This is a genomic window from uncultured Sanguibacteroides sp., assembly GCF_900543425.1.
Lineage (GTDB): Bacteria > Bacteroidota > Bacteroidia > Bacteroidales > Marinifilaceae > Gabonibacter.
Genome location: NZ_UQRQ01000023.1, coordinates 15,273 through 40,206 on the forward strand (window position 1 = coordinate 15,273; position 24,934 = coordinate 40,206).

General features: G+C 43.2%; 21 protein-coding genes. 16 read left to right on the plus strand and 5 right to left on the minus strand.

Going from position 1 to position 24,934, the window contains the following annotated elements:
• Window positions 1-349 precede the first annotated feature (349 nt).
• From QZR76_RS11515 to QZR76_RS11530, 4 genes are all read right to left on the minus strand, one after another.
• The gene (locus QZR76_RS11515) at window positions 350-940 is read right to left on the minus strand and encodes an LUD domain-containing protein (RefSeq protein ID WP_294142969.1); all 591 of its coding nucleotides are present in this window, start codon (window positions 938-940) and stop codon (window positions 350-352) included.
• Window positions 933-2,303, minus strand: coding sequence for a lactate utilization protein B (locus QZR76_RS11520; RefSeq protein WP_294142970.1), 1,371 nt, complete (start codon window positions 2,301-2,303; stop codon window positions 933-935). The genes QZR76_RS11515 and QZR76_RS11520 overlap by 8 nt, the downstream gene beginning before the upstream one ends.
• Window positions 2,300-3,037, minus strand: a complete 738-nt coding sequence (locus QZR76_RS11525; protein WP_294142971.1) for a (Fe-S)-binding protein — start codon at window positions 3,035-3,037, stop codon at window positions 2,300-2,302. Before QZR76_RS11525 ends, QZR76_RS11520 begins: the two co-directional genes overlap by 4 nt.
• Before the next feature lie 98 nt (window positions 3,038-3,135).
• The gene (locus QZR76_RS11530) at window positions 3,136-4,635 is read right to left on the minus strand and encodes an L-lactate permease (RefSeq protein ID WP_294142972.1); all 1,500 of its coding nucleotides are present in this window, start codon (window positions 4,633-4,635) and stop codon (window positions 3,136-3,138) included.
• A gap of 242 nt (window positions 4,636-4,877) precedes the next feature.
• Here QZR76_RS11530 and QZR76_RS11535 point away from each other — a divergent pair, with 242 nt between their 5' ends.
• Both QZR76_RS11535 and smpB read left to right on the plus strand, forming a co-directional pair.
• Window positions 4,878-5,456 (plus strand): hypothetical protein, encoded by a 579-nt coding sequence (locus QZR76_RS11535; protein WP_294142973.1) that lies wholly within the window; start codon window positions 4,878-4,880, stop codon window positions 5,454-5,456.
• An 11-nt stretch (window positions 5,457-5,467) separates the two neighbouring features.
• Window positions 5,468-5,914: an SsrA-binding protein SmpB gene (gene smpB / locus QZR76_RS11540; protein ID WP_294142974.1), complete on the plus strand. Its 447-nt coding sequence runs from the start codon at window positions 5,468-5,470 to the stop codon at window positions 5,912-5,914.
• A gap of 496 nt (window positions 5,915-6,410) precedes the next feature.
• On the opposite strand, the gene QZR76_RS11545 is transcribed toward smpB, so the two are convergent.
• Window positions 6,411-8,297: an amidophosphoribosyltransferase gene (locus tag QZR76_RS11545; RefSeq protein ID WP_294142975.1), complete on the minus strand. Its 1,887-nt coding sequence runs from the start codon at window positions 8,295-8,297 to the stop codon at window positions 6,411-6,413.
• Between the two features lie 187 nt (window positions 8,298-8,484).
• Between QZR76_RS11545 and QZR76_RS11550 the strand changes: the two genes are divergently transcribed.
• The 14 genes from QZR76_RS11550 to QZR76_RS11615 all read left to right on the plus strand — a co-directional run bounded on the left by QZR76_RS11550 (window position 8,485) and on the right by QZR76_RS11615 (window position 24,884).
• Window positions 8,485-8,901: a DUF1573 domain-containing protein gene (locus tag QZR76_RS11550; RefSeq protein WP_294142976.1), complete on the plus strand. Its 417-nt coding sequence runs from the start codon at window positions 8,485-8,487 to the stop codon at window positions 8,899-8,901.
• 135 nt (window positions 8,902-9,036) lie between these two features.
• Window positions 9,037-11,640, plus strand: coding sequence for a hypothetical protein (locus QZR76_RS11555; RefSeq protein ID WP_294142977.1), 2,604 nt, complete (start codon window positions 9,037-9,039; stop codon window positions 11,638-11,640).
• Window positions 11,641-11,662: 22 nt separating this feature from the next.
• The gene (locus QZR76_RS11560; RefSeq protein WP_294142978.1) at window positions 11,663-14,287 is read left to right on the plus strand and encodes a hypothetical protein; all 2,625 of its coding nucleotides are present in this window, start codon (window positions 11,663-11,665) and stop codon (window positions 14,285-14,287) included.
• A gap of 104 nt (window positions 14,288-14,391) precedes the next feature.
• Window positions 14,392-14,763: a hypothetical protein gene (locus QZR76_RS11565; RefSeq protein ID WP_294142979.1), complete on the plus strand. Its 372-nt coding sequence runs from the start codon at window positions 14,392-14,394 to the stop codon at window positions 14,761-14,763.
• Window positions 14,764-14,866: 103 nt separating this feature from the next.
• Complete coding sequence (locus tag QZR76_RS11570) at window positions 14,867-15,217, plus strand: NADH-quinone oxidoreductase subunit A (protein ID WP_294142980.1); 351 nt, start codon at window positions 14,867-14,869, stop codon at window positions 15,215-15,217.
• On the plus strand, window positions 15,208-15,765 hold the full coding sequence (locus QZR76_RS11575) for an NADH-quinone oxidoreductase subunit B (protein WP_294142981.1): 558 nt from the start codon (window positions 15,208-15,210) through the stop codon (window positions 15,763-15,765). The genes QZR76_RS11570 and QZR76_RS11575 overlap by 10 nt, the downstream gene beginning before the upstream one ends.
• Before the next feature lie 12 nt (window positions 15,766-15,777).
• Window positions 15,778-17,400: an NADH-quinone oxidoreductase subunit D gene (locus QZR76_RS11580; protein ID WP_294142982.1), complete on the plus strand. Its 1,623-nt coding sequence runs from the start codon at window positions 15,778-15,780 to the stop codon at window positions 17,398-17,400.
• An 87-nt stretch (window positions 17,401-17,487) separates the two neighbouring features.
• Complete coding sequence (nuoH, locus tag QZR76_RS11585; RefSeq protein ID WP_294142983.1) at window positions 17,488-18,564, plus strand: NADH-quinone oxidoreductase subunit NuoH; 1,077 nt, start codon at window positions 17,488-17,490, stop codon at window positions 18,562-18,564.
• Between the two features lie 10 nt (window positions 18,565-18,574).
• On the plus strand, window positions 18,575-19,045 hold the full coding sequence (locus QZR76_RS11590; RefSeq protein ID WP_294142984.1) for a 4Fe-4S binding protein: 471 nt from the start codon (window positions 18,575-18,577) through the stop codon (window positions 19,043-19,045).
• 70 nt (window positions 19,046-19,115) lie between these two features.
• Complete coding sequence (locus tag QZR76_RS11595) at window positions 19,116-19,625, plus strand: NADH-quinone oxidoreductase subunit J (RefSeq protein WP_294142985.1); 510 nt, start codon at window positions 19,116-19,118, stop codon at window positions 19,623-19,625.
• A 54-nt stretch (window positions 19,626-19,679) separates the two neighbouring features.
• The gene (gene nuoK / locus QZR76_RS11600; protein ID WP_294142994.1) at window positions 19,680-19,979 is read left to right on the plus strand and encodes an NADH-quinone oxidoreductase subunit NuoK; all 300 of its coding nucleotides are present in this window, start codon (window positions 19,680-19,682) and stop codon (window positions 19,977-19,979) included.
• A gap of 50 nt (window positions 19,980-20,029) precedes the next feature.
• A complete protein-coding gene (gene nuoL, locus QZR76_RS11605) occupies window positions 20,030-21,931 on the plus strand; it encodes an NADH-quinone oxidoreductase subunit L (protein ID WP_294142986.1) in 1,902 nt (633 codons plus the stop codon).
• A gap of 17 nt (window positions 21,932-21,948) precedes the next feature.
• Window positions 21,949-23,442: an NADH-quinone oxidoreductase subunit M gene (locus tag QZR76_RS11610; RefSeq protein WP_294142987.1), complete on the plus strand. Its 1,494-nt coding sequence runs from the start codon at window positions 21,949-21,951 to the stop codon at window positions 23,440-23,442.
• Between the two features lie 23 nt (window positions 23,443-23,465).
• Window positions 23,466-24,884, plus strand: coding sequence for an NADH-quinone oxidoreductase subunit N (locus QZR76_RS11615; RefSeq protein ID WP_294142995.1), 1,419 nt, complete (start codon window positions 23,466-23,468; stop codon window positions 24,882-24,884).
• The last annotated feature ends 50 nt before the right edge of the window (window positions 24,885-24,934 follow it).

Here is a 24,934-nt window from a genome sequence, read left to right on the forward strand (position 1 = left end):
ATCACGAAATTTGCCGACATCAATTTTTTTTTGATTTTTAATTTACGGTTTACGATTTACCATTAAACATAAATTTCTTTGACCGGAGATTGATAAATCAGGAGTCTTAGTCATTCCATACTTCCGCAATTAACGCTAGCACGATCAGCACGAAACAGTAGGTATCGGGCAATAATAAAAAATAGCAAAGTCTTTTCGGGACAATACAGACAACAAACGGATCAGGTGATTTGGCGATCGGATGATTCCGCAAATCGTAATTCCAATCACTAAATCTCCTAATCACCAAATCTCCTAATCACTAAATCATTAAATCTCTAAATCATTAAATCTCTAAATCATTAAATCTCTAAATCTCTTCATCCACTAATATTACCGTCACCGCCTTCGCCCCGTGTGCTCCTATAACGAGAGCTTGTTCTATATCGGCCGTTTTCGAGGGGCCCGCGATAAAACATCCGTACCCGAAATCGTCAAAACGAGGATGGCGATAAGCCTCGTGCATGTTATTCACGATCTGACGTCGATCCAATACGATAACCAGGGACTCCGAAATAAAATAGAGCGCCTTATACTTTGTATTTTGCTTGATCCATATGGCCCCGTTCTCGATCACGCCAAATTCGCCACTGATAACTCCGACATCCGTCCCGTTTAACTCCCGGGGATCTGTCAACGTATCGGGGTTTAACGTAGCACAGGTGATACCCGGCAAATCGGAAACAATCACTTTAGCTTCGGGATATTGTTTTCGAATGATCTCGTTTATATCCTCCCCTTTTTCAGGTAAAAATACATCACACCCTACCGCTTGGGCCATCTCCATAAAATGTTGAATCTTATCGTCAAAGGTCATCGGTTCAAAGTCCATCACGGGCCGCTCTACTTCCGGTACCGGATGAGCTTTTATTCTGTTTAATATATCGTCTTTGCTACTCATGGTCTATCTTATTATGTTTCCACATGGAATGAAAAGTTTCCGGAGCGATCTCGGGTAATTCCCGTCCTTTTCCCCAAGGATCCAAACTATTGTACAATACAAAACGAGGCATATGCTCTGCAATGCGTCCTGCTTTTATCGTCGCATAGAACAAATCGGGATGATTCATGACCCATTTCATACGTTTCACCATAAACTTTTTCATCGGATCTGCCAAGTTCAACCGGTCCATTTCCTGTCTCCATTTATAAATTTGTTCGGCTAAATCAATTTTAGCCGGACACACGTTGGAGCAGGAATAGCACAAAGAACAGGCCGACACATTACCGGAATATTTTTGCGGAGACTTCAACATCCCCAAGTTAATTCCAATCGGTCCCGGAATAAAATAAGAATAGGAATACCCTCCCGTCCGACGGTATACCGGGCAGGTATTAATACAGGAACCGCAACGAATACACTTTAACATACCTATATGGTCAGGATTACCCAATATATCACTTCTTCCGTTATCCACGATCACAATATGCATCTCCTGTCCTTCCACCGGCTTTTTATAATGTGAAGTATAAGTCGTGGAAGGCTGTCCGGTAGCGGAACGGGCTAACAAACGAACATACACGGCTAACGCATCATAATCGGGAATTACCTTTTCCATTCCCATGATGGCAATATGCACCTTCGGGAAAGAAGTTCCCATATCAGCATTTCCTTCGTTGGTACAGACTACAAAAGCCCCCGACGAAGCAATGGCGAAGTTCACTCCCGTCATGGCAATATCGGCATGTAAAAACTTCTCTCTTAAATTAGCCCGAGCCGCATGGGTCAAATAGGTAGGATCACTATTTCCCGGTTCCGTGTGCAGGTACTTTTCAAAAACCTTCCCTACCTCTTCCCGCTTTACATGGATGGCCGGTAAAACAATATGGCTGGGCGGAGTTCCCATCAACTGCATGATACGCTCTCCCAGATCCGATTCTACGGCATCAATACCCCGTTTTGCCAGAAAAGGAGTCATCCCGCACTCCTCGGCCAACATGGATTTACTCTTTATCAAATTCTTACCGCCATGTTTTTTAATGATATCGTATACTATTTGATTGTGCTCCTCCGCATCCTTAGCCCAATGCACATGAATCCCGTTTTCCGTGGCATGTTTTTCAAACTCTTCCAGATAATAAGCCAGATGGCTGATGGTATGTTGTTTTATACGACTTGACATCTCCCGCAATTTCTCCCACTCCGGTACTCCAAAAGCCATTTTATCGCGTTTCTCCCGAACAAAGAAAAGGGCCTGGTCGTGCCATTGGGTCCGTTCCTTATCGGCTATAAATTTCTCGGCTGCTTTAGCATGTGTACTCATGATCTCGATGTTAAAATTTCAATGATATGAATCGTTTTAATCGGTAATTTTTCCCGCCTGATAATCCCCTCCATATGCATCAGGCAAGAACTGTCAGCTCCGGTAATAAATTCAGCTCCGGTCGACATATGATCCCTCACCTTATCTTCTCCCATACACACAGAGGTAGCCGCCTCTTCCACGGCAAACATGCCCCCGAAACCGCAACACTCGTCTACCCGTTTCGGTTCCAGAACCTCCACGCCCTTTACCAGGGAAAGCAGATCTTTCAACTTGGAAAACCGGGGGATATTCAACTCGCTCGGTGAAGAGAGATGTAATAAACGTTCTCCGTGACAACTATTATGCAAACTTACCTTATGCGGAAAACAAGCATCCAACTTATCTACTTTCATCACGTCATGCAAAAATTCACATATCTCGTATATCCGGCTACTGATACAAGCATGCTCCTCTTTATGTAACAATCGAGGATAATTTTCCTTGACAAAAACGACACAACTGGCCGAAGGTCCGACTACATAATCGTATTTTTCGAACAACTCCTCCATCTTTTTCGCCAACCCGGCCGAATCGTGTTCGAAACCGCCATTCGCCATGGGCTGGCCGCAACAAGTCTGCTCCAAAGGATAATCCACATCCAACCCTAAAGACTTCAACAGCTTGTAAGAAGCCACACCAACATTCGGATATATCGCGTTGACATAACAGGGAATAAATAAACCTATCTTCATATACTATATTTTAATTTGAAAAACGGATTTTATCCCACTTTTTCATTGTAATACATTCATCTTTCCAAAAATACTATCTTTCATGTCTAAATATTCTCTCACGCGAAAAAATAAACAATAATTCCTGTAATAATGACATAGGCTAATGCGTAAGGAATAGCCGCCTTCAATATATTCCCCTCCTGTCCCTGCTGATTGGTTGCCGATGTGGCAATGGCAATACTTTGCGGAGAGATAATTTTTCCACCCGTCGCTCCGGCTGTATTTGCCGCGGACAACCAACCGGGATCCACTTGAATATGTTCCGCAACACCTGCTTGCAGTTTTCCGAAAAGAATATTAGCCGAAGTATCGCTTCCGGTTAAGAAAGTACCCAAAGCCCCGATTGTCGGGGCAAAAACCGGATATAGAGCCCCTGTTGCAGCAGATAAAGCCATCGCCAATACCTGTATCATTCCGGCTGTCTCCATGATGGAAGAGAGTCCGACCAAACAGATCACCGTAACGATCGTTTTTCTTAATTGAACGAACGTTTTCCAAAGCAAACCCAACAGTACCCCGGCAGAAGCTCCTTGAATCAATCCCCCGATAAAAGAACCTAAGAACAAAAGAATCCCCCCTTGCGTCAACCATTGAATAACATACCGATTCTCCTCTCCGTGAATGGTAAAAGAAACAGTCGATATCCAAACGGATTGCAAAGAGTTCTTTATCGCCGGAAATAACGGACTTGTTATCAACACGAAAAACATAATCAAAACATAAACCATCCATGCCGATACGATCTCTTTTCCTCGATATGGAGATTTTACTTTTTTTTCTCCCTTTTTACGAGTCAACTTCCCAAAAGAAATAATAACGACAACCGCAACAATACTACCGATAATAGCCGGAGTTTCCGCCCCTATATAGCGAGCCGATAAATATTGGGCCGCCAAAGAAAAACCTCCGACCAATATACTCAATACAATATTCTTAGGTAAAGACTTAAGCTTCGGATCTGCCAAAAAGGTAAGGACGAGAGGCACTAAAAACATCAATACGGACAATTGAAGAACCACGGCCGTACTCAAAGAACTTACCGGCAAACCCGTTTCCTGAGCCAAAACAATCACGGGAACCCCAACAGCACCGAAAGCAGTCGGGACACTATTGGCAATTAAACTCACGACAGCTGAAAAAAGCGGACGGAAACCCAGACTAATCAATATGGCAGCCGGAATGGCAACAGCCGTACCGAATCCTGCCATTCCCTCCAACAATCCACCAAATCCCCAGGTGATCAAAAGCACCTGAATGCTCTTATCCGTAGAAATAGAAGAAAATTGCTGCTTCAACACCTCTATTTTTTTCGTATGCAACAATACATTATAACTGTATATAGCCATCAGAATAATAAAAAGAATAGGTACCAACGCCTTTAACATTCCGTACACGAAAGCAAGTGCCGTATCCTGTACCGAACTATGAAAAGCAAACAAAGCCAAGAATGCCGTTACCAGCAAAGTTATTACACTACTTTTATCTCCCGACATTTTAAAGAATCCCATCAGAACAATCAATAAAAGAATAGGCAACGATGCATAAAAAATTTCCATAGCTTCTGTCATTAAATCAATGAAAATGAAAAGATAACGAAAAAACCTTGTCCATTCACTTCAAATACGAAATAAACGTATAAAACAAAAAAAATGTTACTTCCCACACGTGAAATTTTAAAAAAATTTATTTACGACTCAACTATTTAATAACCTGAAAACATACCCATCCCCAATCATTTCAAAACAAAATAAGATTATAGAATCCTAATTGAATAAAAAATCATATTTTTGCAAGGCAAATGAGTAAAGTACATTTAAAATACATAGCAATTCGATTGAAACATTTGCTGACAAGCCCGGAAGTAGAATGGAACACAATCAGAATGGACGAGACGGGAAGAATTGAACTTTTCAGAAATTACATCATCTTGCCGTCAATCCTATTTTCCATCCTGGTCTTTTTATTCAGGCTTATGAGCAACGATGTCATGGTCTCTCTGGGATGGGGAATTATTAATTTCATTGCCTGTACCGCGGGATGTTATGTCTGTTTCCGTCTTACCCGGGAATATCTTTCCAACAAAACTATAAATTCAGGCACGATAGCCTTGAAACTATCTGTCTACAGTTCGGCCGTATTCATTCTGTTTCATAGCCTTGCCGTCGGTTTTCCGCAAAATTTCATCGGAGACGTGATGGCCATTTTAAGTCTTCTCTCGCTCAGGACTCTATACATCGGGCTAAATACCATATCGGAATTAAATACACGGTACAAGAAAAGCGCTGTTATTATTATCGGGTTACTGATTATTTGTACCCCCATCATCATCACGAGACTCTTAACGATTATTTTTAGAATCCCGGCTATTAACGCGTAAAGAAAAAAATTATGGAAAACATCAATATAAGAAATAAACGAGCCTCTTTCGATTACGAGTTTCTGGAAGAATACACGGCCGGTATTGTATTGACAGGGACCGAAATCAAATCGATTCGTGCCGGAAAAGCAAGTCTGGTAGATGCCTATTGTTATTTCCATAATGGAGAATTGTGGGTAAAAGGAATGTATGTGGCCGAATACAAGTTAGGCACCTATTACAATCATATCGAACGACGCGAACGTAAGCTGTTGCTCATGAAAAAAGAGTTAAACAAACTGGAACGTAAAACAAAAGAATCCGGCCTGACTATCGTGCCGATTCGTCTTTTTTTAAACGAAAAAGGGTTTGCCAAGCTCCGGATCGCACTGGCCCGCGGTAAAAAAGAGTTCGACAAACGGGAATCTTTGAAATCAAAAGATGCCAAACGGGAGATGGATCGTTTTATGAAAAGATAAATAAGATTTAAACCGAGACACCGGATTTCTCCATTACCTTTACGTCCCTTGTCGATCAAAACCGAGTAAATACCTGTACATGAACGTTTTTCTCAACCAATAGCGATTTTGTCAGTCAGGAAAATCCGTTTAATTTACACGTCCGATACTTATCCTTCTATTCTCCCTTTTAGAAGGCATTTCCAATGGAAAAGATCAAAAAAACATTATCGAAATGTTAAATAAAAAAAAAGAGTAATACCTGATAAAGGTTGGCGTATTCTATATACGAAAAAGGATATTTATCCGTCACAAGAAAATATTAATTTATTGTTATATATAGAATAATTCACAAATTTAGTGAACCTATTTTACTATAATGGCGTAAACAAATAAATCTAAAACAATAGATTTATAACGATTAATAACCAAAAGGGAATATATCCCAATTCCGGGCGAGGACCCCTTATTCCTCCCCGGAATTTTTTATTCGATTATTTTGAATAAAAAATCCGGATCAATAGGAACGTTCATTACGCCCTTCAATCCAATTGATATAGGCCGTATTAACCACCTTATTTCCTCCGGGAGTCGGGTAATTACCTGTAAAATACCAATCACCGTCATTACCCGGGCAGGCTTTATGCAAATTCTCTACCGTCTGAAATACGACCTTCACTTCTGCCCGTATACTTTCACTTTTCACCATTTGCGCAATCTTCTCCGAAATCTCTTCGTCACTAAAAGGAGCATAGATCTCTTTCACATGGTTCTGTATTTTCTCTTTCGGAAGTCCTTCCTGTTGTTTACATTTTTGATAGACCTCATCAATCAAATGTGCCATTCCCCGCTCTTTCAATAGCTCTATTGCCGCATTAAAGGCTATAAACTCTCCCATCCGATTCATATCTATTCCGTAACAATCCGGATATCGTATCTGGGGAGCCGATGATACGACAATAATCCGTTTCGGATGCAAACTGTCCAATATCCGTAAAATACTTTTCTTTAACGTTGTGCCCCGAACGATTGAATCATCTATCACCACTAAATTATCCGTATCCTTTACCGCTCCGTATGTCACGTCATACACGTGTCCGACCATATCGTCGCGTCCTTCGTCTCCGGTGATAAAAGTACGCAATTTAGCATCCTTAATGACAATCTTTTCAACACGAGGTTCTTTACAGATAATAGCATCTAACGTCTCTTCACACCAATTTGCCTTCCCTTCCCGTACCAATCTTTTTTTATCTTCCACCAGGTACTGCTGTATTCCCTTTACCATTCCGTAAAAAGAAGTTTCAGCAGTATTCGGGATGAAAGAGAAAACGGTATTATCCAGATCTCCATCTATCGCCTTCAATAGTTGGGGAGTCAATAATTCCCCTAATCTTTTCCGTTCCTGATAAATACTTCGGTCGTTTCCCCGTGAAAAATAAATCCGTTCAAAAGAACAACTGCTTTTTTGTCGAGGTTCCCGGACCAATTCTTCCCGGACAGAACCATCCTTTTTTATGATCAGGGCATATCCCGGACGAATTTCCCGTATATTCGTATCGTCTACCCGGAATGCCGTCTGAATGACAGCTCCTTCGGAAGCCACGACAACCACCTCATCATCTTTATAATAATAGGCCGGACGAATACCCCAGGGATCACGCATAACGAAAGCATCTCCATGCCCCACCACTCCAGCAACCGCGTATCCACCATCCCAATCGGCACTACTTTTGGATAAGACATCGACCAAGTTCAAATGTTCTTCTATCAAAGGCGAAATATCCTGCTTAACATACCCCTGGTCCCGGTAATCCCGGTATCGATCCTGAATCTCATTATCCAGATAATAACCGACTTTTTCCAATAAGGTTACCGTATCGGAATAGTTCCGAGGATGCTGCCCCGCCTGAATCAAACTTTCAAACAATTCATCCACGTTTGTCAGGTTAAAATTAGCCGCCAAAGCCAAATTACGGGAACGCCAATTGCTCGCCCGCTTCAACGGATGGACGTAATCTATATTATTTTTTCCAAAAGTAGCGTAACGCAAATGCCCCAGGTAAATCTCCGAAACGAACGGAAAGTTCTGCTTGTTCCAAACCGCATCTGTTTCCTTTAGCTCCTCCGCACGAATAGATTCGTGAATTTTATCAAACACCTCCTGAATGGGATTGGCATCACAGGAACGTACCCGGTCCATATATTTGAAACCCGGAGCCATATCCAACTTTACTCCTACCACCCCAGCACCGTCTTGTCCCCGGTTGCGCTGTTTTTCCATCAAAATATACAAACGATTTAGACCGTATAGGTATGACCCGTATTTTTCCCGATAATATTCCAAGGGCTTTAATAACCGAATGAATGCGATCCCGCATTCATGATTAATGACATCACTCATATAATAATTATATTTACCTTTCAACGAATAGATTCCGAAAGCGATACAAAATTAATAAAATCAAAAAGCATTGACTGTTTTTGACAGACTAAATCATTTCATTTTTTTATTTTTCAGATTTTATTTCATAATATATCGATTTTTTTCCGATAACCTTTATCTTTATATTCTCTAATACAAGAAAAAAATGAAAAAGAAGTACCCGCTCATCATCATCGTCGTTAGCTCTATCGCTATTCTCTCTTTCCTGTTTTCAGAGAATTCTACCTTCCACAAACCACCACAACAACAGACGACAATCGTAGTAAGCCGGGACTCCGTCAATTTAGATACCTTCCGGTATAACGAGTCAAAAAAAGCTATATTCGAAATCAAAAATACAGGCCGTTTTCCATTAATTATAAAAAAAATAGAAACATCTTGCGGATGTACCGATGTAAAATGGAATAAAGCACCTCTACTGCCCGATCAAACAGAAAAAATTCAAATTACCTTTACACCCAACTCCCTGGGACATTTCTCTAAAACCATCCGAATATTTTGTAATATCTCCTCTCAAACTTACACGTTAAGATTAAGCGGGTTTGTAAAAGAAGAAGAATAATATTTTATCTATAAATATTTTTCCAACAAAACAATACTTAATTTTACATAAAAATTCACTCGCTTAAGTATATTCGAAACAAAAAACATTAACTTAGGGAGACAATACTAAAAAACAAACCCAATCTAACCTACCATGAACCGAATATTACTATTATTGAGTATGGTAATTTCAGCCTATACTGCTCATGAAAATCCTCCATTTAAAGAGAAAACAGCTGACAGGTTTCATAACCTTTTCCAGAAATATCCCAAAGAAAAACTCTACCTGCACACCGACAAAGACATTTATCAGGCAGGAGACACGATCTGGTTCAGAAGCTATATGGTAAACGCCTTTACTAATACCCCGGCTATTATCAGCAGGCTCATATACGTGGAACTATCGGACAAGAGGGATTCCATCATTCAACGCCTCAAATTCAGGGAGTGGGACTCCACGTTCTACGGGAACATCAATTTACCGAAAGATATAAAACAGGGAGATTACTGCATACGGGCCTTCACGTACTGGATGCAAAACGAGGGTACCGATTACTTCTTTAAAAAAAATATCCGGGTAGCAAACCCGGACGAAGCCAGAATTAACACCGAAGTAAAATACATCCGTAAGGAAGACGGTACGCTAACGGCAGAGATCAAGCTGTCGAATGCCATGAATATCGTCTACAATAAACAGCTTTTCCAATATCAAGTAAACAAACCCAATCAAGCGGGCAAAACCCGTTCTGTCCGTACCGACGATAACGGTATCTTACGCGTTCAACTTCAACCCGATGATTATTCCATACACCTGAGTACCAGGGATAACTCTTCCATAGAGTGCGACCGCTACCTCTATATACCCAAGGAGACAACCGACTTCGACGTGCAATTTTTCCCGGAAGGAGGTAATCTACTGAATAACAACTACCAGCGAGTTGCCTTCAAAGCTATCGATTCCAACGGACTCTCAACCGAAATCGAGGGAACTGTCTATTTAGACAGCGTGCCCATTGTGCATATCAAAAGCGAACACAAGGGAATGGGAAGTTTCAAACTCCCCGCCTACGACGGCAAACACTACTACGCGGAGATCACGAACGACAATAGTATCACCAAACGTTTCGATCTGCCACCCGTTCTTAACAACGGGGTAGGAATCCAGGTGGCACATAGTGATTCCAGTATCTATTATGACATCATAACGGCGGATAATACTATTTTTTCCAAGAAACTTTCCCTGTTGATACAATGCAGAGGACAATTCCTTAACCTGATTCCCGTCGACGAACAACACAAAAAGAGAAAAATCATTACTTCCGATCTGCCGGAAGGAATAATACAAGCCGTTTTACTGGATTCCTCCTACAAGGTATACAGTGAACGCCTGTTTTTTATCCGACCCAGGAAGCAAGCTGACATGGAGATCGGCACGGGTAAGGAAACGTTCGGCCCGAGGGAAAAGGTAGACCTTCGCTTACTCCTGGACTCCAACGCCACCCAAGGATCGTTCTCCATGGCCGTGGTGAAAGATTCGGGGTTAGATACCGTATCCTATAACGACAATATCCAATCCAACTTACTGATGACCTCCGACTTGAAGGGGTACATCGAGGAACCGGGATACTATTTCAGCGACACGACCGCTGAAATCGACCGGCACCTGGATCTGGTCATGTTAACACACGGCTGGACACGGTTTAACGTGGCGGATCTGGCAAAAAATCAACCCAGGAAAATGGATTTTTACTTAGAATTGGGACAAGCCATCACCGGGAAAGTGAAAAATGTCTGGGGAAAAGTTTCTGAAAGGGCCCATTTAATTTTCATCTCGGACAAGGGGGATGTATCTATGACCTTTACTGACTCTACCGGGAATTTCAGTAACAATGAACTGTTTTTTACCGACGGAACAAAATTCGTCGTCAGGGCGACCAATCAAAAAGGCAAAAACCGGGTAGAGATCCATTTCGACAAAGACTCGTTTTTAACCGTGTCCAACTTTTTTCCTTACAACGAGAGAATCAGAAAAGAAGATAATGAGTTCTATCAAAAATTTCACCAAAGCTATTACTACGAGAACGGGGAAAAAATATACCTGTTAAATGAAGTAAAAGTAAATCGTAAGGCTTCGCCAAAAAAATACACCAAATACGACAATTGGGCCGATGATCTCTACCGGTTGGACTCCGCCCAGATCGCCGCTGACCCGGAAGAGAACATCGTCAAACTCATTGCCCGGAAAATACCCGGACTTATGGCTTATCGGAATTATATATGTGAGATCGGAGGGCAACCTTTCGATCCTATTCCCATAGTTTTAAACGGATTCGAAGAGAGTTACACGTTCTTTAACATGATTCCCAAAAGGTATTTATTGGGAGTCACTCTATTAAGAGGAGAAGTTGCTAAAACTGTTTTCAATGGGGATCCGGTTCTTTTAATTACGACACAACCCGATTACCATTTTGAAAAACCATCGACTCATTTCAACATAAACCGGATACGACCGATGGGGATTCAAATTCCCGACGAATTTTACGTTCCTAAATACGATATCGACTCCATACGTAATGCTCCCGAAAAAGACGAACGAATAACCCTGTTTTGGGAGCCGGTTATCTCGTTATGTCCCGGACAACCCGCTGAATATTCTTTCTACACGGGAGACGTGACAGGAAACTACACCATACTTATTGAAGGAATAACTTTAGATGGGAAGACAGTAAAAAAGAACAAAAAAATAAAAGTAGAATAACCCACATCAATACTCTTGTATTATGAGACAAATATTCATCATCGGTGCAATCATCATGGCTTATGCTTTTCAGGAAATTCCTCCTTTTGAGCAAAAGTTAGCCGGAAAATTTTATGATTTCTTTCAAAAAACACCCAAAGAAAAAATTTACCTCCACACGGATAAAGAGATCTACTATGCCGGAGAGAACATTTGGTTCAGGGCTCACCAAGTCGATGCAGCCACTCATATCCCTCAAGTCATTAGCAGAATCCTCTATGTTGAATTAACCGATAAACAAGACTCGGTTCTTCAGCGTCTCAAATTCATGGAATGGGACTCCGCTTTTTCAGGCAACATCAAATTACCCGAAAAAATGACACAAGGTAATTATTCTATCCGGGCTTTCACCTACTGGATGCAAAACGAAGGTGCCGACTATTTTTTCAAAAAAAACATACGCATCCTCAATCCTTCCGAAGCCCGGGTAAACACCCATGTCAAATACATCCGGGCAGCAGACAGTTCCCTTAGGGCCGAAATTACGCTCACCAATGCCAGGGATATCCCTTACAGCAGAGAATCTTTTCAATACGAAGTAAACAAACGCAACGCAGCAGGAAAAATACAGAACAGACGCACCGACGATAAGGGTATTCTCCGGATCGAACTGGAACCCGACGATTATTCCATACACCTCTCGACAAAAGATAAATCGTCCGTCGATCTCGACCGTTATCTGTATATTCCGATGGAATCCGCGGACTTTGACGTACAATTCTTTCCGGAAGGAGGTAACCTGCTAACAAACAATTACCAGACAATCGCTTTCAAAGCCATCGATTCCAACGGGCTCTCCACCGAAATAGAAGGAAATATTTACTCCGACAGTACAGTTATAGCCAAAATAAAAAGCGAATACAAGGGAATGGGAAGCTTCAAATTACCGGTATATAATAATAAGCATTATTATGCCGAACTGACGAATAGCAATGGCATTACCAAACGTTTCGATCTTCCCTCCCCGGTCGACAACGGTTTCGGTATTCAATTAACAGTCCGTGATTCCGTTATAGAGTACAAAATCATGCAAGGAGAAAAAGCTACGTATCCTCCCGGTATGACCTTACTCCTGCAATGCAGGGGACAACTCATCAATCTCGTTCCCGCGAATGAACGCTATTCCGGAGGTAAAATTCTCCGACACTCCTTACCGGAAGGTATTATCCACGCCGCCCTCATAGACTCCGCTTACAAGGTATACAGCCAAAGGCTTTTTTTCGTTCGCCCCGAGAACCTCGTAAAACTGGATATCACGACCAATAAAGAAGAGTTCGTCTCGCGGGAAAACGCAACCGTAGACTTGCTTCTCGACTCGATTGCCGGCAGAGGATCATTTTCCATGGCCGTTGTTCCCGATTCCGACCGGGATACGCTGTATTACATCGACGACATTCAGTCCAACTTGCTGCTGACCTCCGACCTGAAGGGATACATCGAGGAACCGGGATACTATTTCAGCGATACGACCGAAACTATTGCCCGACACACGGATCTCCTCATGCTCACCCACGGCTGGACCCGCTTCAATATTGCCGATATCGCAAAAGATAAACCGGAGGATTATGAATTTTACCTGGAAAGAGGACAATCTATTGCCGGTAAAGTGAAAGACGTCTGGGGAAAGGACGCCAAAAATGCCAGCTTACTCTTCCTATCTGACAAAGGAGATATCACGATGACCGGTACGGACTCTTCCGGACGTTTTTGTAACAATTTGTTTTTCGTCGACGGGACTAATTTCGTTGTCAGAGCAACAAACCGGAAAGGAAAACACCGGGTAGAGATCGAGTTCGACAAAGAAAAGTTCCTGCCCGTTTCCAACTTTTTCCCGTATAACGAAAAGATTCGCCAGGAGGAAGATGATTTTTATAAAAACGCTTACGAAAACTACTATTACGAAAACGGAGAAAAAATATATTTATTGAACGAAGTAAAGGTCGTTCGCAAAATACCGCCTAAAAAATACACGAAATACGATAACTGGGTAGATGATCTCTACCGGCTGGATTCCACTCAAATTGCCGATGATCCGGAAGAAGATATCGTTAAACTGATCGTCCGTAGATTCCCGGGACTTATGAGTTACAACAATGAAGTATATCGCTTAGGCCCCTACCCTCCGAAGCCCAGAATCGAAATGATGGTAAACGGTTTTTCGGAACATAACTCCACTTTTGTTCGCATGATACCCAAAAGATTCTTGTTGGGAATAAGTCTTTTAACCGGTCCGGTCGCAAGGAACTTCACGAATCCTTTTGACACATCGGCATGCAAGGATACCGTCATACTAATAACGACCAGACCGGATTATCATTTTGAAAAACCATCGACTCATTTCAACATAAACCGCATCAGGCCTCAAGGCATTCAGATTCCCGACGAATTCTATGTGCCCAAGTACGAGATCGATTCCATTCGGCACAGCAAAACAAAAGACGAAAGAACAACGCTTTACTGGAATCCGGAGATTTGGATAGAGCCGGATAAACCGAACAAACTCTCCTTCTATACCGGGGATAAACGAGGAAGTTATTCCATTATTATCGAAGGAGTCACCCGAAAAGGAGCAATTATAAGAAAAATAAAAAAGATAAAGGTAAATTGACCGTTTGTACGTAATAGTTGTTAATTAACATACTTTACAACCTAATTTTGGAACTATGTTTTAAAATTAAGTTATCTTTGTGGACCTTAAAAAAAAAGAGATAAATGCGTAATTTGTTAAAATACAGCTTATTAACATTAATCCTTCTATTAATGAACGGATCTTCTCAACTCATCTCCGCTCAACCGGAAGTGTTAAAAGAGAGTTATGCGGCTCAAGCAACCTTACGACAAGCCTCTACCGAGATTCTTTATTTACTGGAAGCATTCTCTTCCTACTTTGGAGAAGTTCCGCTGGGTAACACACACATTACCTCGGATCTAAAATCTTACGCCCATCATCTCTTCCATGCTAAATACGCGAAGAACATTGTGCCGCCTTTAGCATCTTTTAATTCGAACAGGTATTTTCATCCGTATTCGACTCTCAACAAAACAAAATACTACGTTTTTGCCCTACGCAAAATTATTATTTAGTCCGTGGAAAGAGAGTATATCTCTTTTACCTTCTTTTGTTTTCCAGTATAAATTAGTCATCTGATTTATCTGTTTTATATCCATATTCTTAATATTTTATTTTATGAATCTGACCTTATTTGTAGTAGTGCTACTTACGGCCATCGCACTTGTCGTCATGGCCATGGGAATTGCCCGGTTAATATCTCCCCGTTCTTACAATAAACAGAAAGGGGAAGCCTACGAATGCGGTATCCCGACGCGAGGAAAATCCTGGATGCAATTTAAGGTAGGATATTACCTGTTTGCCATCCTGTTTCTGATGTTTGACGTGGAAACCGTATTTCTGTTTCCCTGGGCCGTTACGGTTCAAAGTTCCGGGATATACGGGTTAATAAATATCTTATTCTTTATGTTGATCTTAATCTTAGGATTAGCATATGCCTGGAAGAAAGGAGCGTTGGAATGGAAGTAAATATCAAATCCATGAAATATGAAGAGTTCAACGACAATGAATATCTTGAACAACTTCGGGCATCCGGTACAAACGTGTTCATGGGATGTCTCGACGAGGTCATTAACTGGGGACGTTCGAACTCCCTTTGGCCTCTTACCTTTGCTACCAGCTGCTGCGGTATCGAATACATGGCAGTCGGAGCAGCTCGTTATGACTTTGCCCGTTTCGGCTTCGAAGTAACCCGAGCCAGTCCGCGACAAGCCGATTTTATCGTTGTAGCAGGAACAATTGTTCATAAAATGGCTCCGGTATTAAGACGTCTTTACGATCAGATGGCAGAACCGAAGTATGTTATCGCCATGGGCGGATGCGCCATTTCCGGAGGCCCTTTCAAAAATTCATACCACGTCGTTAAAGGAGTAGATTCCATTATTCCGGTCGACGTCTACGTACCCGGCTGCCCTCCCCGACCGGAAGCATTGTTGTATGGTATCATGCAACTCCAACGTAAATTAAAGGTTGAAAAATTTATCGGGGGTATAAATCGAAAAGAAGAGAAGAAATAAATGACATAGTTTATGCTAACAGATAAAATTAAACATATAAACCCGGATATCGTCATAGAGGAAAACGGCATACCCACGGTTATTGTTCCGTTTTCCGAATATCGAAATATCGCCTTGTTTTTAAGGAACGATCCCGAACTCTCCTTCGATTACCTGGTCTGTATGACCGGAATGGACTGGGGTGACTCTCTGGGTATCATCAACCTACTGGAATCCACCATACACGGGCATCGTATCCTCTTAAAAACAAGTACGACCGACCGGGAAAACCCGGAACTCCCCTCCATAAGCGATATTTGGGGAACAGCCAACTTAAACGAACGGGAAGTATTCGACTTTTTCGGCATACATTTCATCAACCATCCGGATATGCGTCGTCTTTTCTTACGTAACGACTGGATAGGTTACCCGCTACGAAAAGATTACGACGCGAGTGAATCCGTCAATCCGGTACGTCTGGAAAGTGATGAAACGCTGGATATTGCTCCCTCCTTCGAGGAGGATAAGAGCGGGGAAATCCAGGAAAAAGAAAACATCGTATTTAAGGAAAACGAATACGTGGTCAACATCGGCCCTCAACATCCGGCCACACACGGAGTCCTTCGTTTCAGAGTATCTCTGGAAGGAGAAATCGTAAAGAAAGTAGATGTCAACTGCGGTTACATTCATCGGGGCATCGAAAAGCTGTGCGAGACCCTTACCTATCCCCAAACGTTAGCCCTGACGGACCGATTGGACTATTTAGCCGCACAGCAAAATCGTCACGCGTTATGCCTGTGCATAGAAGAAGCTTTGCAGATCGAAATACCGGAACGGGTAAAATACATCCGGACCATTATGGACGAACTGAACAGACTCTCTTCCCATCTCTTGTTCTGGTCGGCCCTCTGTATGGACTTGGGAGCCCTTACGGCATTCTTTTACGGTTTTCGTGACCGCGAAAAGGTATTGGATATGTTAGAAGAGACTACCGGGGGACGTCTGATTCAGAACTACAACGTGATCGGAGGTGTCATGGCAGATATTCATCCCAACCTAACCCGCAGGATCAAAGAATTCATCACCTATCTGCCTCCTATGATCAAAGAGTATCATGAGGTATTCACCGGAAATGTTATTGCACAACAACGCCTGAAAAATATCGGCATTCTATCTAAAGAGAATGCTGTCTCTTATGGAGTTACCGGCCCCTCCGGAAGAGCTTCCGGGTGGGCATGTGATGTTCGCAAACGCATACCGTACGGTGTCTATGATAAAGTCGATTTTAAGGAGATCATTTATACCCAGGGAGATTCCTTTAGCCGATATATGGTCAGGATGGAAGAGATGCTCGAATCCCTCCATATTCTGGAACAATTAGTAGACAATATCCCGGCCGGAGATTTTGCCGTGAAAACAAAACCGATGATTAAACTTCCGGAAGGTCGGTATTTCAAGAGCGTAGAAGCCAGCAGAGGTGAGTTCGGGGTATATATCGAAAGCCGGGGGGAGAAGACACCTTACCGGATGAAATTCCGCTCCCCTTGTCTGACGTTGGTCTCGGTTGTCGATCAATTGGCTCGAAACAACAAGATTGCCGATCTGATCGCCATAGGAGGTACCCTGGATTACGTGGTTCCGGATCTCGATAGATAAATAAAAACAAAAGATAGTTAGATTTAGCAAGGGATGCAGATGCAGTTGGAATCATAAATCTAAAATCATAAATCTAAAATAGCGTATATGTTTGATTTTTCAATAGTAACAGAATGGGTCGACAACTTACTCCGAAGTTTTCTGCCGCATACAGCAGCTACCTTGGTCGAGTTCATCATCATCGGATTATGCCTGTTGGTCGGCTACGCCCTTATCGCCCTGGTATTGATCTATGCCGAACGAAAAGTGTGTGCCTTCTTTCAATGCCGGATCGGCCCTAATCGCGTAGGACCGTACGGTATCGTGCAAAGTATTGCCGATATGATCAAAATGCTCACGAAAGAGTTGATTGAAATCAACCAGGTGGACCGTTTCCTGTTCAACTTAGCCCCCTATGTCGTGATCATCGCCTCCGTGCTGGCTTTCGGGTGTATTCCGTTTGCCAAAGGACTGCATGTTATCGATTTTCACGTGGGAATCTTTTTCCTGATTGCCGTCTCTTCCATCGGTATTGTCGGCATACTGCTTGCCGGATGGGCCAGTAACAACAAATACTCCCTCATCGGAGCCATGCGAAGCGGAGCCCAAATGATCAGTTACGAACTCTCCATCGGACTCTCTATTTTGACGATAGTCGTATTTGCAGGAAGCATGCAACTTTCCACGATCGTAGAAGAGCAAGCCGGCGGCTGGTTCCTTTTCAGAGGACATATTCCGGCCTTTATCTCGTTCGTGGTATACCTGATAGCCGGAACGGCAGAAACCAACAGAGGTCCTTTCGACCTGCCGGAAGCCGATTCCGAGTTGACAGCCGGATACCATACGGAGTATTCCGGGATGCAGTTCGGATTTTTCTACCTGGCGGAATACCTGAACATGTTTATCGTGGCAGCTGTCGCCACGACCCTGTTCTTGGGAGGATGGATGCCGCTACATATTCCGGGATGGGAAAGCTTCAACCAGATCATGGACTACATTCCGACCATCGTCTGGTTCTTCGGGAAAGTAGCCGTCATCATATTTATCATCATGTGGTTCAAATGGACCTTCCCGCGACTGAGAATAGACCAATTGCTTAAATTGGAATGGAGGTATCTTCTACCCATCAACCTCTTCAACCTCTTCTTAATGGTCATCGTGGTGGTTTTCAAACTACACTTTTAAATTTTGAATTATGAATGTGAAAGAATATATCGGTTCCTTTTTCAGCGGATTATACTCGTTACTTGTCGGTATGAGGGTAACGCTAAATGAATTTTTCACGAAAAAAACAACGGAACAATACCCCGAAAACAGGGCCACCTTAAAAATGTTTGACCGATTCCGGGGAGAGTTGACCATGCCTCATAACGAAAAAAACGAACACAAATGCATCGCTTGTGGAATATGTGAAATGAATTGTCCCAACGAAACCATCAAAATCACCTCGGAACTGGTAACCGACGAGGAGGGAAAAAAGAAAAAGGTATTGGTAAAATACCAGTACGATTTGGGAAGTTGTCTGTTTTGCCAACTATGCGTGAAGAACTGCCCGCAACAGGCCATTACGTTTATTCCCACGTTCGAACACGCCGTTTTCACGCGTTCCAAATTAGTCAGGATACTGAACCGAGAAGGTTCTAAAGTGGAAGAAAAAACAAAATAATGAAAAGAGAAAGGAATAAAACAGGCTCTCTTGTTAAGATTCCCCATCTCGAAATTAATAGATTAAAATTATGAATATTGTTTTACAAGATGCCGTTTTCTTTATTTTGGCAACAGTCATCGTAGTTTGCTCCATTCTGACGGTAACGACCAAAAGGATTCTACGATCCGCAACCTATCTGTTATTCGTGCTCTTCGCCACGGCAGGTATCTACTTTCAACTCAATTACTCCTTTTTAGGTGCCGTTCAGATAACCATCTACGCGGGAGGCATTATCATACTTTATGTATTTTCTATTTTGTTGACCAGTTCGGACGGAGATAAAGCGGAAAAACTGAAAAACAGCAAAATGGTTGCAGGTTTACTGACAGCCTTGGCAGGTACGCTCCTGTGTGTTTTTATCACCTTAACGCATTCGTTCGGCCCCAGTCGGTTGACAGGCGGGGAAATTCATATGAAAACCATCGGAACGGCCTTGATGGGTATGGACAAATATCAATATCTGTTACCCTTTGAGGCTATTAGTGTCTTACTTCTGGCCTGTATGATCGGAGGTATTGTCATTGCCCGAAAACGATAAAATGGAATAAGAAAAAACATCGCAATATCTAAATACAAGAACATGGAAATACACATGGAATATTATCTGGTGATCAGCACCATCATGCTTTTTGCGGGAATATACGGATTCATTACCCGCAGAAACCTATTGGCCATCTTGATCTCGATCGAGCTGATCCTGAACTCCGTTGATATCAATTTCGCGGTATTCAACCGTTACCTCTTTCCCGATCAGCTGGAAGGCTTTTTCTTCACCTTGTTTGCAATCGGAATATCAGCTTGCGAAACAGCCGTGGCCATCGCCATCATTATTAATATATACCGGAACATCAGGAATATTCAGGTAAAAAATCTGGATAAGATGAAGCATTAGAAGCTAACGAATCACAGAATCGGGAATTTGAAAATATAAAATTATAAATCATGGAATACGTTTTACTCATTCTAATCCTGCCGTTATTCACCTTTTTGGCTATCGGATTACTGGGAACAAAGCTTAAACCGCTTACCGCCGGTTGCATAGGAACCGCGTCCCTCGCCTTGTCGGCTATCTTAGCCTATATCACGGCAGGACAATATTTCTCAACGGCACAGGTAAACGGCATATACGAAAAATTAATCCCCGTGAATTTTACATGGCTTCAATTCACGGATCGTTTACACATCGATTTAGGGCTTTTGCTGGATCCTATCTCGGTCATGATGCTGGTGGTCATTACCACGGTTTCATTGATGGTACATATATACAGTCTCGGATACATGAAAGGAGAACGGGGATTTCAGCGTTATTACGCTTTTCTCTCCCTGTTCAGCTTCTCCATGTTAGGATTAGTAGTAGCTACCAATATCTTCCAAATGTATATTTTCTGGGAGTTAGTCGGAGTCTCTTCCTATCTGCTGATCGGCTTCTATTATACCAAACCGGAAGCCGTAGCAGCTTCTAAAAAAGCATTTATCGTTACCCGCTTTGCCGACCTCGGGTTTCTGATCGGAATCCTATTATTGTCCTATTTCACCCAGACATTCAGTTTCGAGATGTTGACATCGGGAGACCGACTGTTGTTTGCCGATGCCGCCGGAAAGACATTCATGGGCTGTTCCGTTATCAGTTGGGCATTAGCACTTATTTTCATAGGAGGAGCAGGCAAATCGGCCATGTTTCCTTTACACATCTGGTTACCGGACGCCATGGAAGGTCCGACACCGGTTTCCGCTCTGATTCATGCCGCCACCATGGTCGTGGCAGGAGTGTATTTGGTAGCCCGACTATTCCCCGTCTATTACCTGGAAGCACCCGACGTTTTAGTCATCATTGCTATCGTGGGAGCTTTTACCTCTCTATACGCGGCCGTCGTCGCTTGCGTACAAACCGATATCAAACGGGTACTCGCTTTCTCTACCATTTCCCAAATCGGGTTCATGATGGTAGCCTTAGGTGTATCCGGCATGGACGGACACGCCGGACTGGGATATATGGCCTCCATGTTCCATCTCTTCACCCACGCCATGTTTAAAGCTCTGTTGTTTCTCGGGGCCGGAGCCATCATCCATGCCGTACACAGTAACGAAATGAGTCATATGGGAGGATTAAGAAAATATCTTCCGGTTACACATATTACCTTTTTGGTCGCTTGTCTGGCCATTTCGGGTATTCCCCCCTTCTCCGGCTTTTTCAGTAAAGACGAAATATTAGCCGCAACTTTTAATTTCAGTCCGGTACTGGGAAGTGTCATGAGCTTTATAGCCGCTTTAACCGCATTCTATATGTTCCGGTTATACTACAATATTTTTTGGGGCAAAGAGAATTCGCACGAACACACGCCCCACGAAGCACCCAGATCCATGACCATGCCGTTGGTATTCCTGGCCATTGTCACCCTGTTTGCCGGTTTTATTCCTTTCGGGAAATTTGTCAGCAGCAACGGAGCCGAATACATCATCCGTTTGGATTGGGCCGTGGCCGTCAGTAGCGTACTCATCGCCTGTATCGCTATTGCCATCGCCACTCGTCTGTATAAAAAGGAAAGCCCCATCCCCGCTCGTATGGCAAATGCTTTTCCTGCCTTATACAAGGCAGCCTCCAAACGATTTTACATCGATGAATGTTACCTGTTTATCACCAAACGAATCATCTTCAACGGGATTTCCCGTCCGATAGCCTGGTTTGACCGCCACGTCATCGATGGAACAATGAACGGTATCGCCAACTTATCCCAACGAACCGCTTACGTGATTCGGGGATTCCAATCCGGACAAATACAACAGTACGCTTATATTATCCTGTTGGGTACCCTGCTAATTGCTTTTTTAATCTTGTTCGTATAATCTAAATACACATAGATATGAATTTTTTATCCTTATTCGTTCTTATTCCGATCCTGATGATGTGCGGATTACTCTTTTCAGCCGACCTGAAACAGATACGAGCCGTTGTCGCCACGGGAGGATCTCTGTTGCTGGCTTTGGCCGTCGGATTGGTATTTGCCTACCTGGGCGAACGAAATGCCGGTAATACGGCAGAAATGCTTTTCACGGCAGATTGCGTATGGTACGCTCCGCTCAATATACATTATTCCGTAGGAGTCGACGGGATCTCCGTTGCCATGTTACTGCTCTCCTCCATTATTGTTTTCACGGGAATATTTGCCTCTTGGAAAATGGAGTTCCTGCAAAAAGAATACTTCATGTGGTTCTGCTTGCTCGCCGTCGGCGTATTCGGCTTCTTCATCTCCATCGATCTGTTCACCATGTTTATGTTCTACGAGATCGCCCTGATTCCCATGTATCTGTTGATCGGGGTATGGGGGAGCGGAAAAAAGGAGTATGCAGCCATGAAATTAACGCTAATGTTAATGGGAGGATCGGCATTACTGCTTGTCGGCATCCTGGGAATCTATTTCCATTCGGCCGCCGGCGGAGGTCCGGTAACCATGAATCTGCTTCAGATCTCCCGGGCTCATATTCCGGTAGAAGCTCAACATTGGTTCTTCCCCTTGACATTTGTCGGTTTCGGCGTTTTAGGAGCCTTGTTCCCGTTTCACACCTGGTCTCCCGACGGTCATGCATCCGCACCGACGGCCGTCTCCATGTTACACGCGGGAGTATTGATGAAACTGGGAGGTTACGGCTGTTTCCGGGTAGCCATCTACCTGATGCCCGAAGCCGCCAAGGAACTATCCTGGATATTTATCATCCTGACGGGTATCAGTGTGGTATACGGAGCCTATTCGGCCATCGTTCAGACCGATTTGAAATACATCAACGCTTACTCCTCCGTGAGTCATTGCGGTTTGGTACTGTTTGCCATTCTGATGTTAAATCAGACCGCCATGACCGGAGCCGTACTCCAAATGCTTTCCCACGGTTTGATGACCGCCCTCTTCTTCGCCCTTATCGGAATGATATACGGACGCACACATACGCGGGATATCCGGGAAATGGGCGGATTGATGAAGATCATTCCCTTCCTGGGTTGCTGTTACGTCATTGCCGGTTTAGCCTCTTTAGGTTTACCGGGATTAAGCGGATTCGTGGCCGAGATGACGGTATTCGTCGGATCGTTCCAACACACGGACACCTTCCACCGGGTCTTCACCATTATCGCCTGTACCTCTATCGTTATCACGGCAGTCTATATCCTGCGGGTGGTCGGCAAATTACTATACGGACAAGTCGTTAACGAACACCATCTGGCACTTACGGATGCCAACTGGTACGAACGTTTATCCGTCATCGTCCTGATTCTGGCGATAGCCGGTATCGGTCTGGCTCCCTTATGGGTTTCCAATATGATCCGCGACAGCTTGTTACCGGTCATCAACGTGTTGAACTATTAGTAATCATCAAACCTCAAAATAAAATGTATTACACGAACTTAATGCCATTAAAAGAAGAACTATCCTTGGTTGCCTTGATAGTCATCCTTCTGCTATACGATATATTCGGTTCTCCCAAAAGCCTGAAATATTTTCAACCGACAGCCTGTATCCTGATGGGAATACATACGCTGTTGAATCTGTTTCCCGGCGAAGCTGCTTCCGCCTTCGGAGGTATGTATCATTACGAACCGATGGGAGGAATCGTAAAAACAATTCTGAACATAGGTACACTACTTATTTTCATGCAGGCAAACAACTGGCTGAAAAGCGAAGAGACCATCATTAGAAGGGGTGAATTTTACATGATTACCCTCTCGACGCTGTTAGGCATGTATTTTATGATTTCTGCCGGAAACTTCCTGATGTTCTTCATCGGAATGGAAACCGTATCCATCCCGATGGCCACCTTAGCCGCCTATAATAAATACAAGAATCTTTCAGCGGAAGCCGGAGCCAAATACATTCTTTCGGCGGTCTTCGCCTCCGGGCTGGCTCTTTACGGTATCTCGTTAATATACGGCACGGTCGGAACCCTCTATTTTGAAGATATTCCCGCGGGTATCAACGGTAGTCCCATCCAAATCATGGCCTTTGTATTCTTTTTCACGGGATTAGGTTTCAAACTATCCTTAGTTCCCTACCACCAATGGACTCCCGATGTTTACGAGGGTGCCCCGACCAGCGTAACGGCCTATCTTTCCGTTATCTCCAAAGGATCGGCCGCTTTCGTGTTAATGACCATTTTGTGTAAAGTCTTCGGAAACCTGATCAACGAGTGGCAAGCCATTCTTTATGGGGTGATTATCGCCACCATCACCTTGGCAAACCTCTTTGCCCTGCGCCAACAAAACATAAAACGATTCTTCGCCTACTCCTCCATCTCGCAGGCAGGATACCTCATGTTGGGTGTGATCAGCGGATCGGCCATGGGTATGACGGGGTTGGTGTACTATATTCTGATTTACATGCTTTCGAATTTAGCCGCTTTCGGGGTTATCGCCATTGTCGAAACCCGCTCCGGAAAACTGAACATCGACGAGTACAACGGCTTGTATTCAACAAATCCCAAGTTAAGCATCGTCATGATGATCGCTCTGTTTTCTCTGGCAGGGATTCCCCCTTTTGCCGGATTCTTCAGTAAATTCTTCATCTTTGCCGCTGCCGCTAAAGAGGGATATTACGTTTTGGTATTCATCGCCTTATTAAACACGATTATCTCCCTTTACTACTACCTGAGAATCGTAAAAGCCATGTTTATCAACAAAAACGAAGAAGCAATCACGACCTTCCGCTCGGATAATTACACCCGGTTAAGCCTGCTGATTTGCAGTACGGGTATTCTCTTATTAGGCATCATCAGCAGCGTTTACGAATACATCGACACGTTCAGTAAATTTTAATTTTCCCTCTTAATACAATCCCCTTTATCTCTTTCACGGAGAATAAAGGG

Coding starts and splice junctions, on each gene's coding strand:
- QZR76_RS11590 (WP_294142984.1), top strand. CDS start 18,575: ATGAATGTGAAAGAATATATCGGTTCCTTTTTCAGCGGATTATACTCG.
- QZR76_RS11555 (WP_294142977.1), top strand. CDS start 9,037: ATGAACCGAATATTACTATTATTGAGTATGGTAATTTCAGCCTATACT.
- QZR76_RS11560 (WP_294142978.1), top strand. CDS start 11,663: ATGAGACAAATATTCATCATCGGTGCAATCATCATGGCTTATGCTTTT.
- nuoK (WP_294142994.1), top strand. CDS start 19,680: ATGGAATATTATCTGGTGATCAGCACCATCATGCTTTTTGCGGGAATA.
- QZR76_RS11550 (WP_294142976.1), top strand. CDS start 8,485: ATGAAAAAGAAGTACCCGCTCATCATCATCGTCGTTAGCTCTATCGCT.
- nuoL (WP_294142986.1), top strand. CDS start 20,030: ATGGAATACGTTTTACTCATTCTAATCCTGCCGTTATTCACCTTTTTG.
- QZR76_RS11565 (WP_294142979.1), top strand. CDS start 14,392: ATGCGTAATTTGTTAAAATACAGCTTATTAACATTAATCCTTCTATTA.
- QZR76_RS11545 (WP_294142975.1), bottom strand. CDS start 8,297: ATGAGTGATGTCATTAATCATGAATGCGGGATCGCATTCATTCGGTTA.
- QZR76_RS11595 (WP_294142985.1), top strand. CDS start 19,116: ATGAATATTGTTTTACAAGATGCCGTTTTCTTTATTTTGGCAACAGTC.
- QZR76_RS11580 (WP_294142982.1), top strand. CDS start 15,778: ATGCTAACAGATAAAATTAAACATATAAACCCGGATATCGTCATAGAG.
- QZR76_RS11530 (WP_294142972.1), bottom strand. CDS start 4,635: ATGGAAATTTTTTATGCATCGTTGCCTATTCTTTTATTGATTGTTCTG.
- smpB (WP_294142974.1), top strand. CDS start 5,468: ATGGAAAACATCAATATAAGAAATAAACGAGCCTCTTTCGATTACGAG.
- nuoH (WP_294142983.1), top strand. CDS start 17,488: ATGTTTGATTTTTCAATAGTAACAGAATGGGTCGACAACTTACTCCGA.
- QZR76_RS11615 (WP_294142995.1), top strand. CDS start 23,466: ATGTATTACACGAACTTAATGCCATTAAAAGAAGAACTATCCTTGGTT.
- QZR76_RS11520 (WP_294142970.1), bottom strand. CDS start 2,303: ATGAGTACACATGCTAAAGCAGCCGAGAAATTTATAGCCGATAAGGAA.
- QZR76_RS11610 (WP_294142987.1), top strand. CDS start 21,949: ATGAATTTTTTATCCTTATTCGTTCTTATTCCGATCCTGATGATGTGC.
- QZR76_RS11570 (WP_294142980.1), top strand. CDS start 14,867: ATGAATCTGACCTTATTTGTAGTAGTGCTACTTACGGCCATCGCACTT.
- QZR76_RS11575 (WP_294142981.1), top strand. CDS start 15,208: ATGGAAGTAAATATCAAATCCATGAAATATGAAGAGTTCAACGACAAT.
- QZR76_RS11515 (WP_294142969.1), bottom strand. CDS start 940: ATGAGTAGCAAAGACGATATATTAAACAGAATAAAAGCTCATCCGGTA.
- QZR76_RS11535 (WP_294142973.1), top strand. CDS start 4,878: ATGAGTAAAGTACATTTAAAATACATAGCAATTCGATTGAAACATTTG.
- QZR76_RS11525 (WP_294142971.1), bottom strand. CDS start 3,037: ATGAAGATAGGTTTATTTATTCCCTGTTATGTCAACGCGATATATCCG.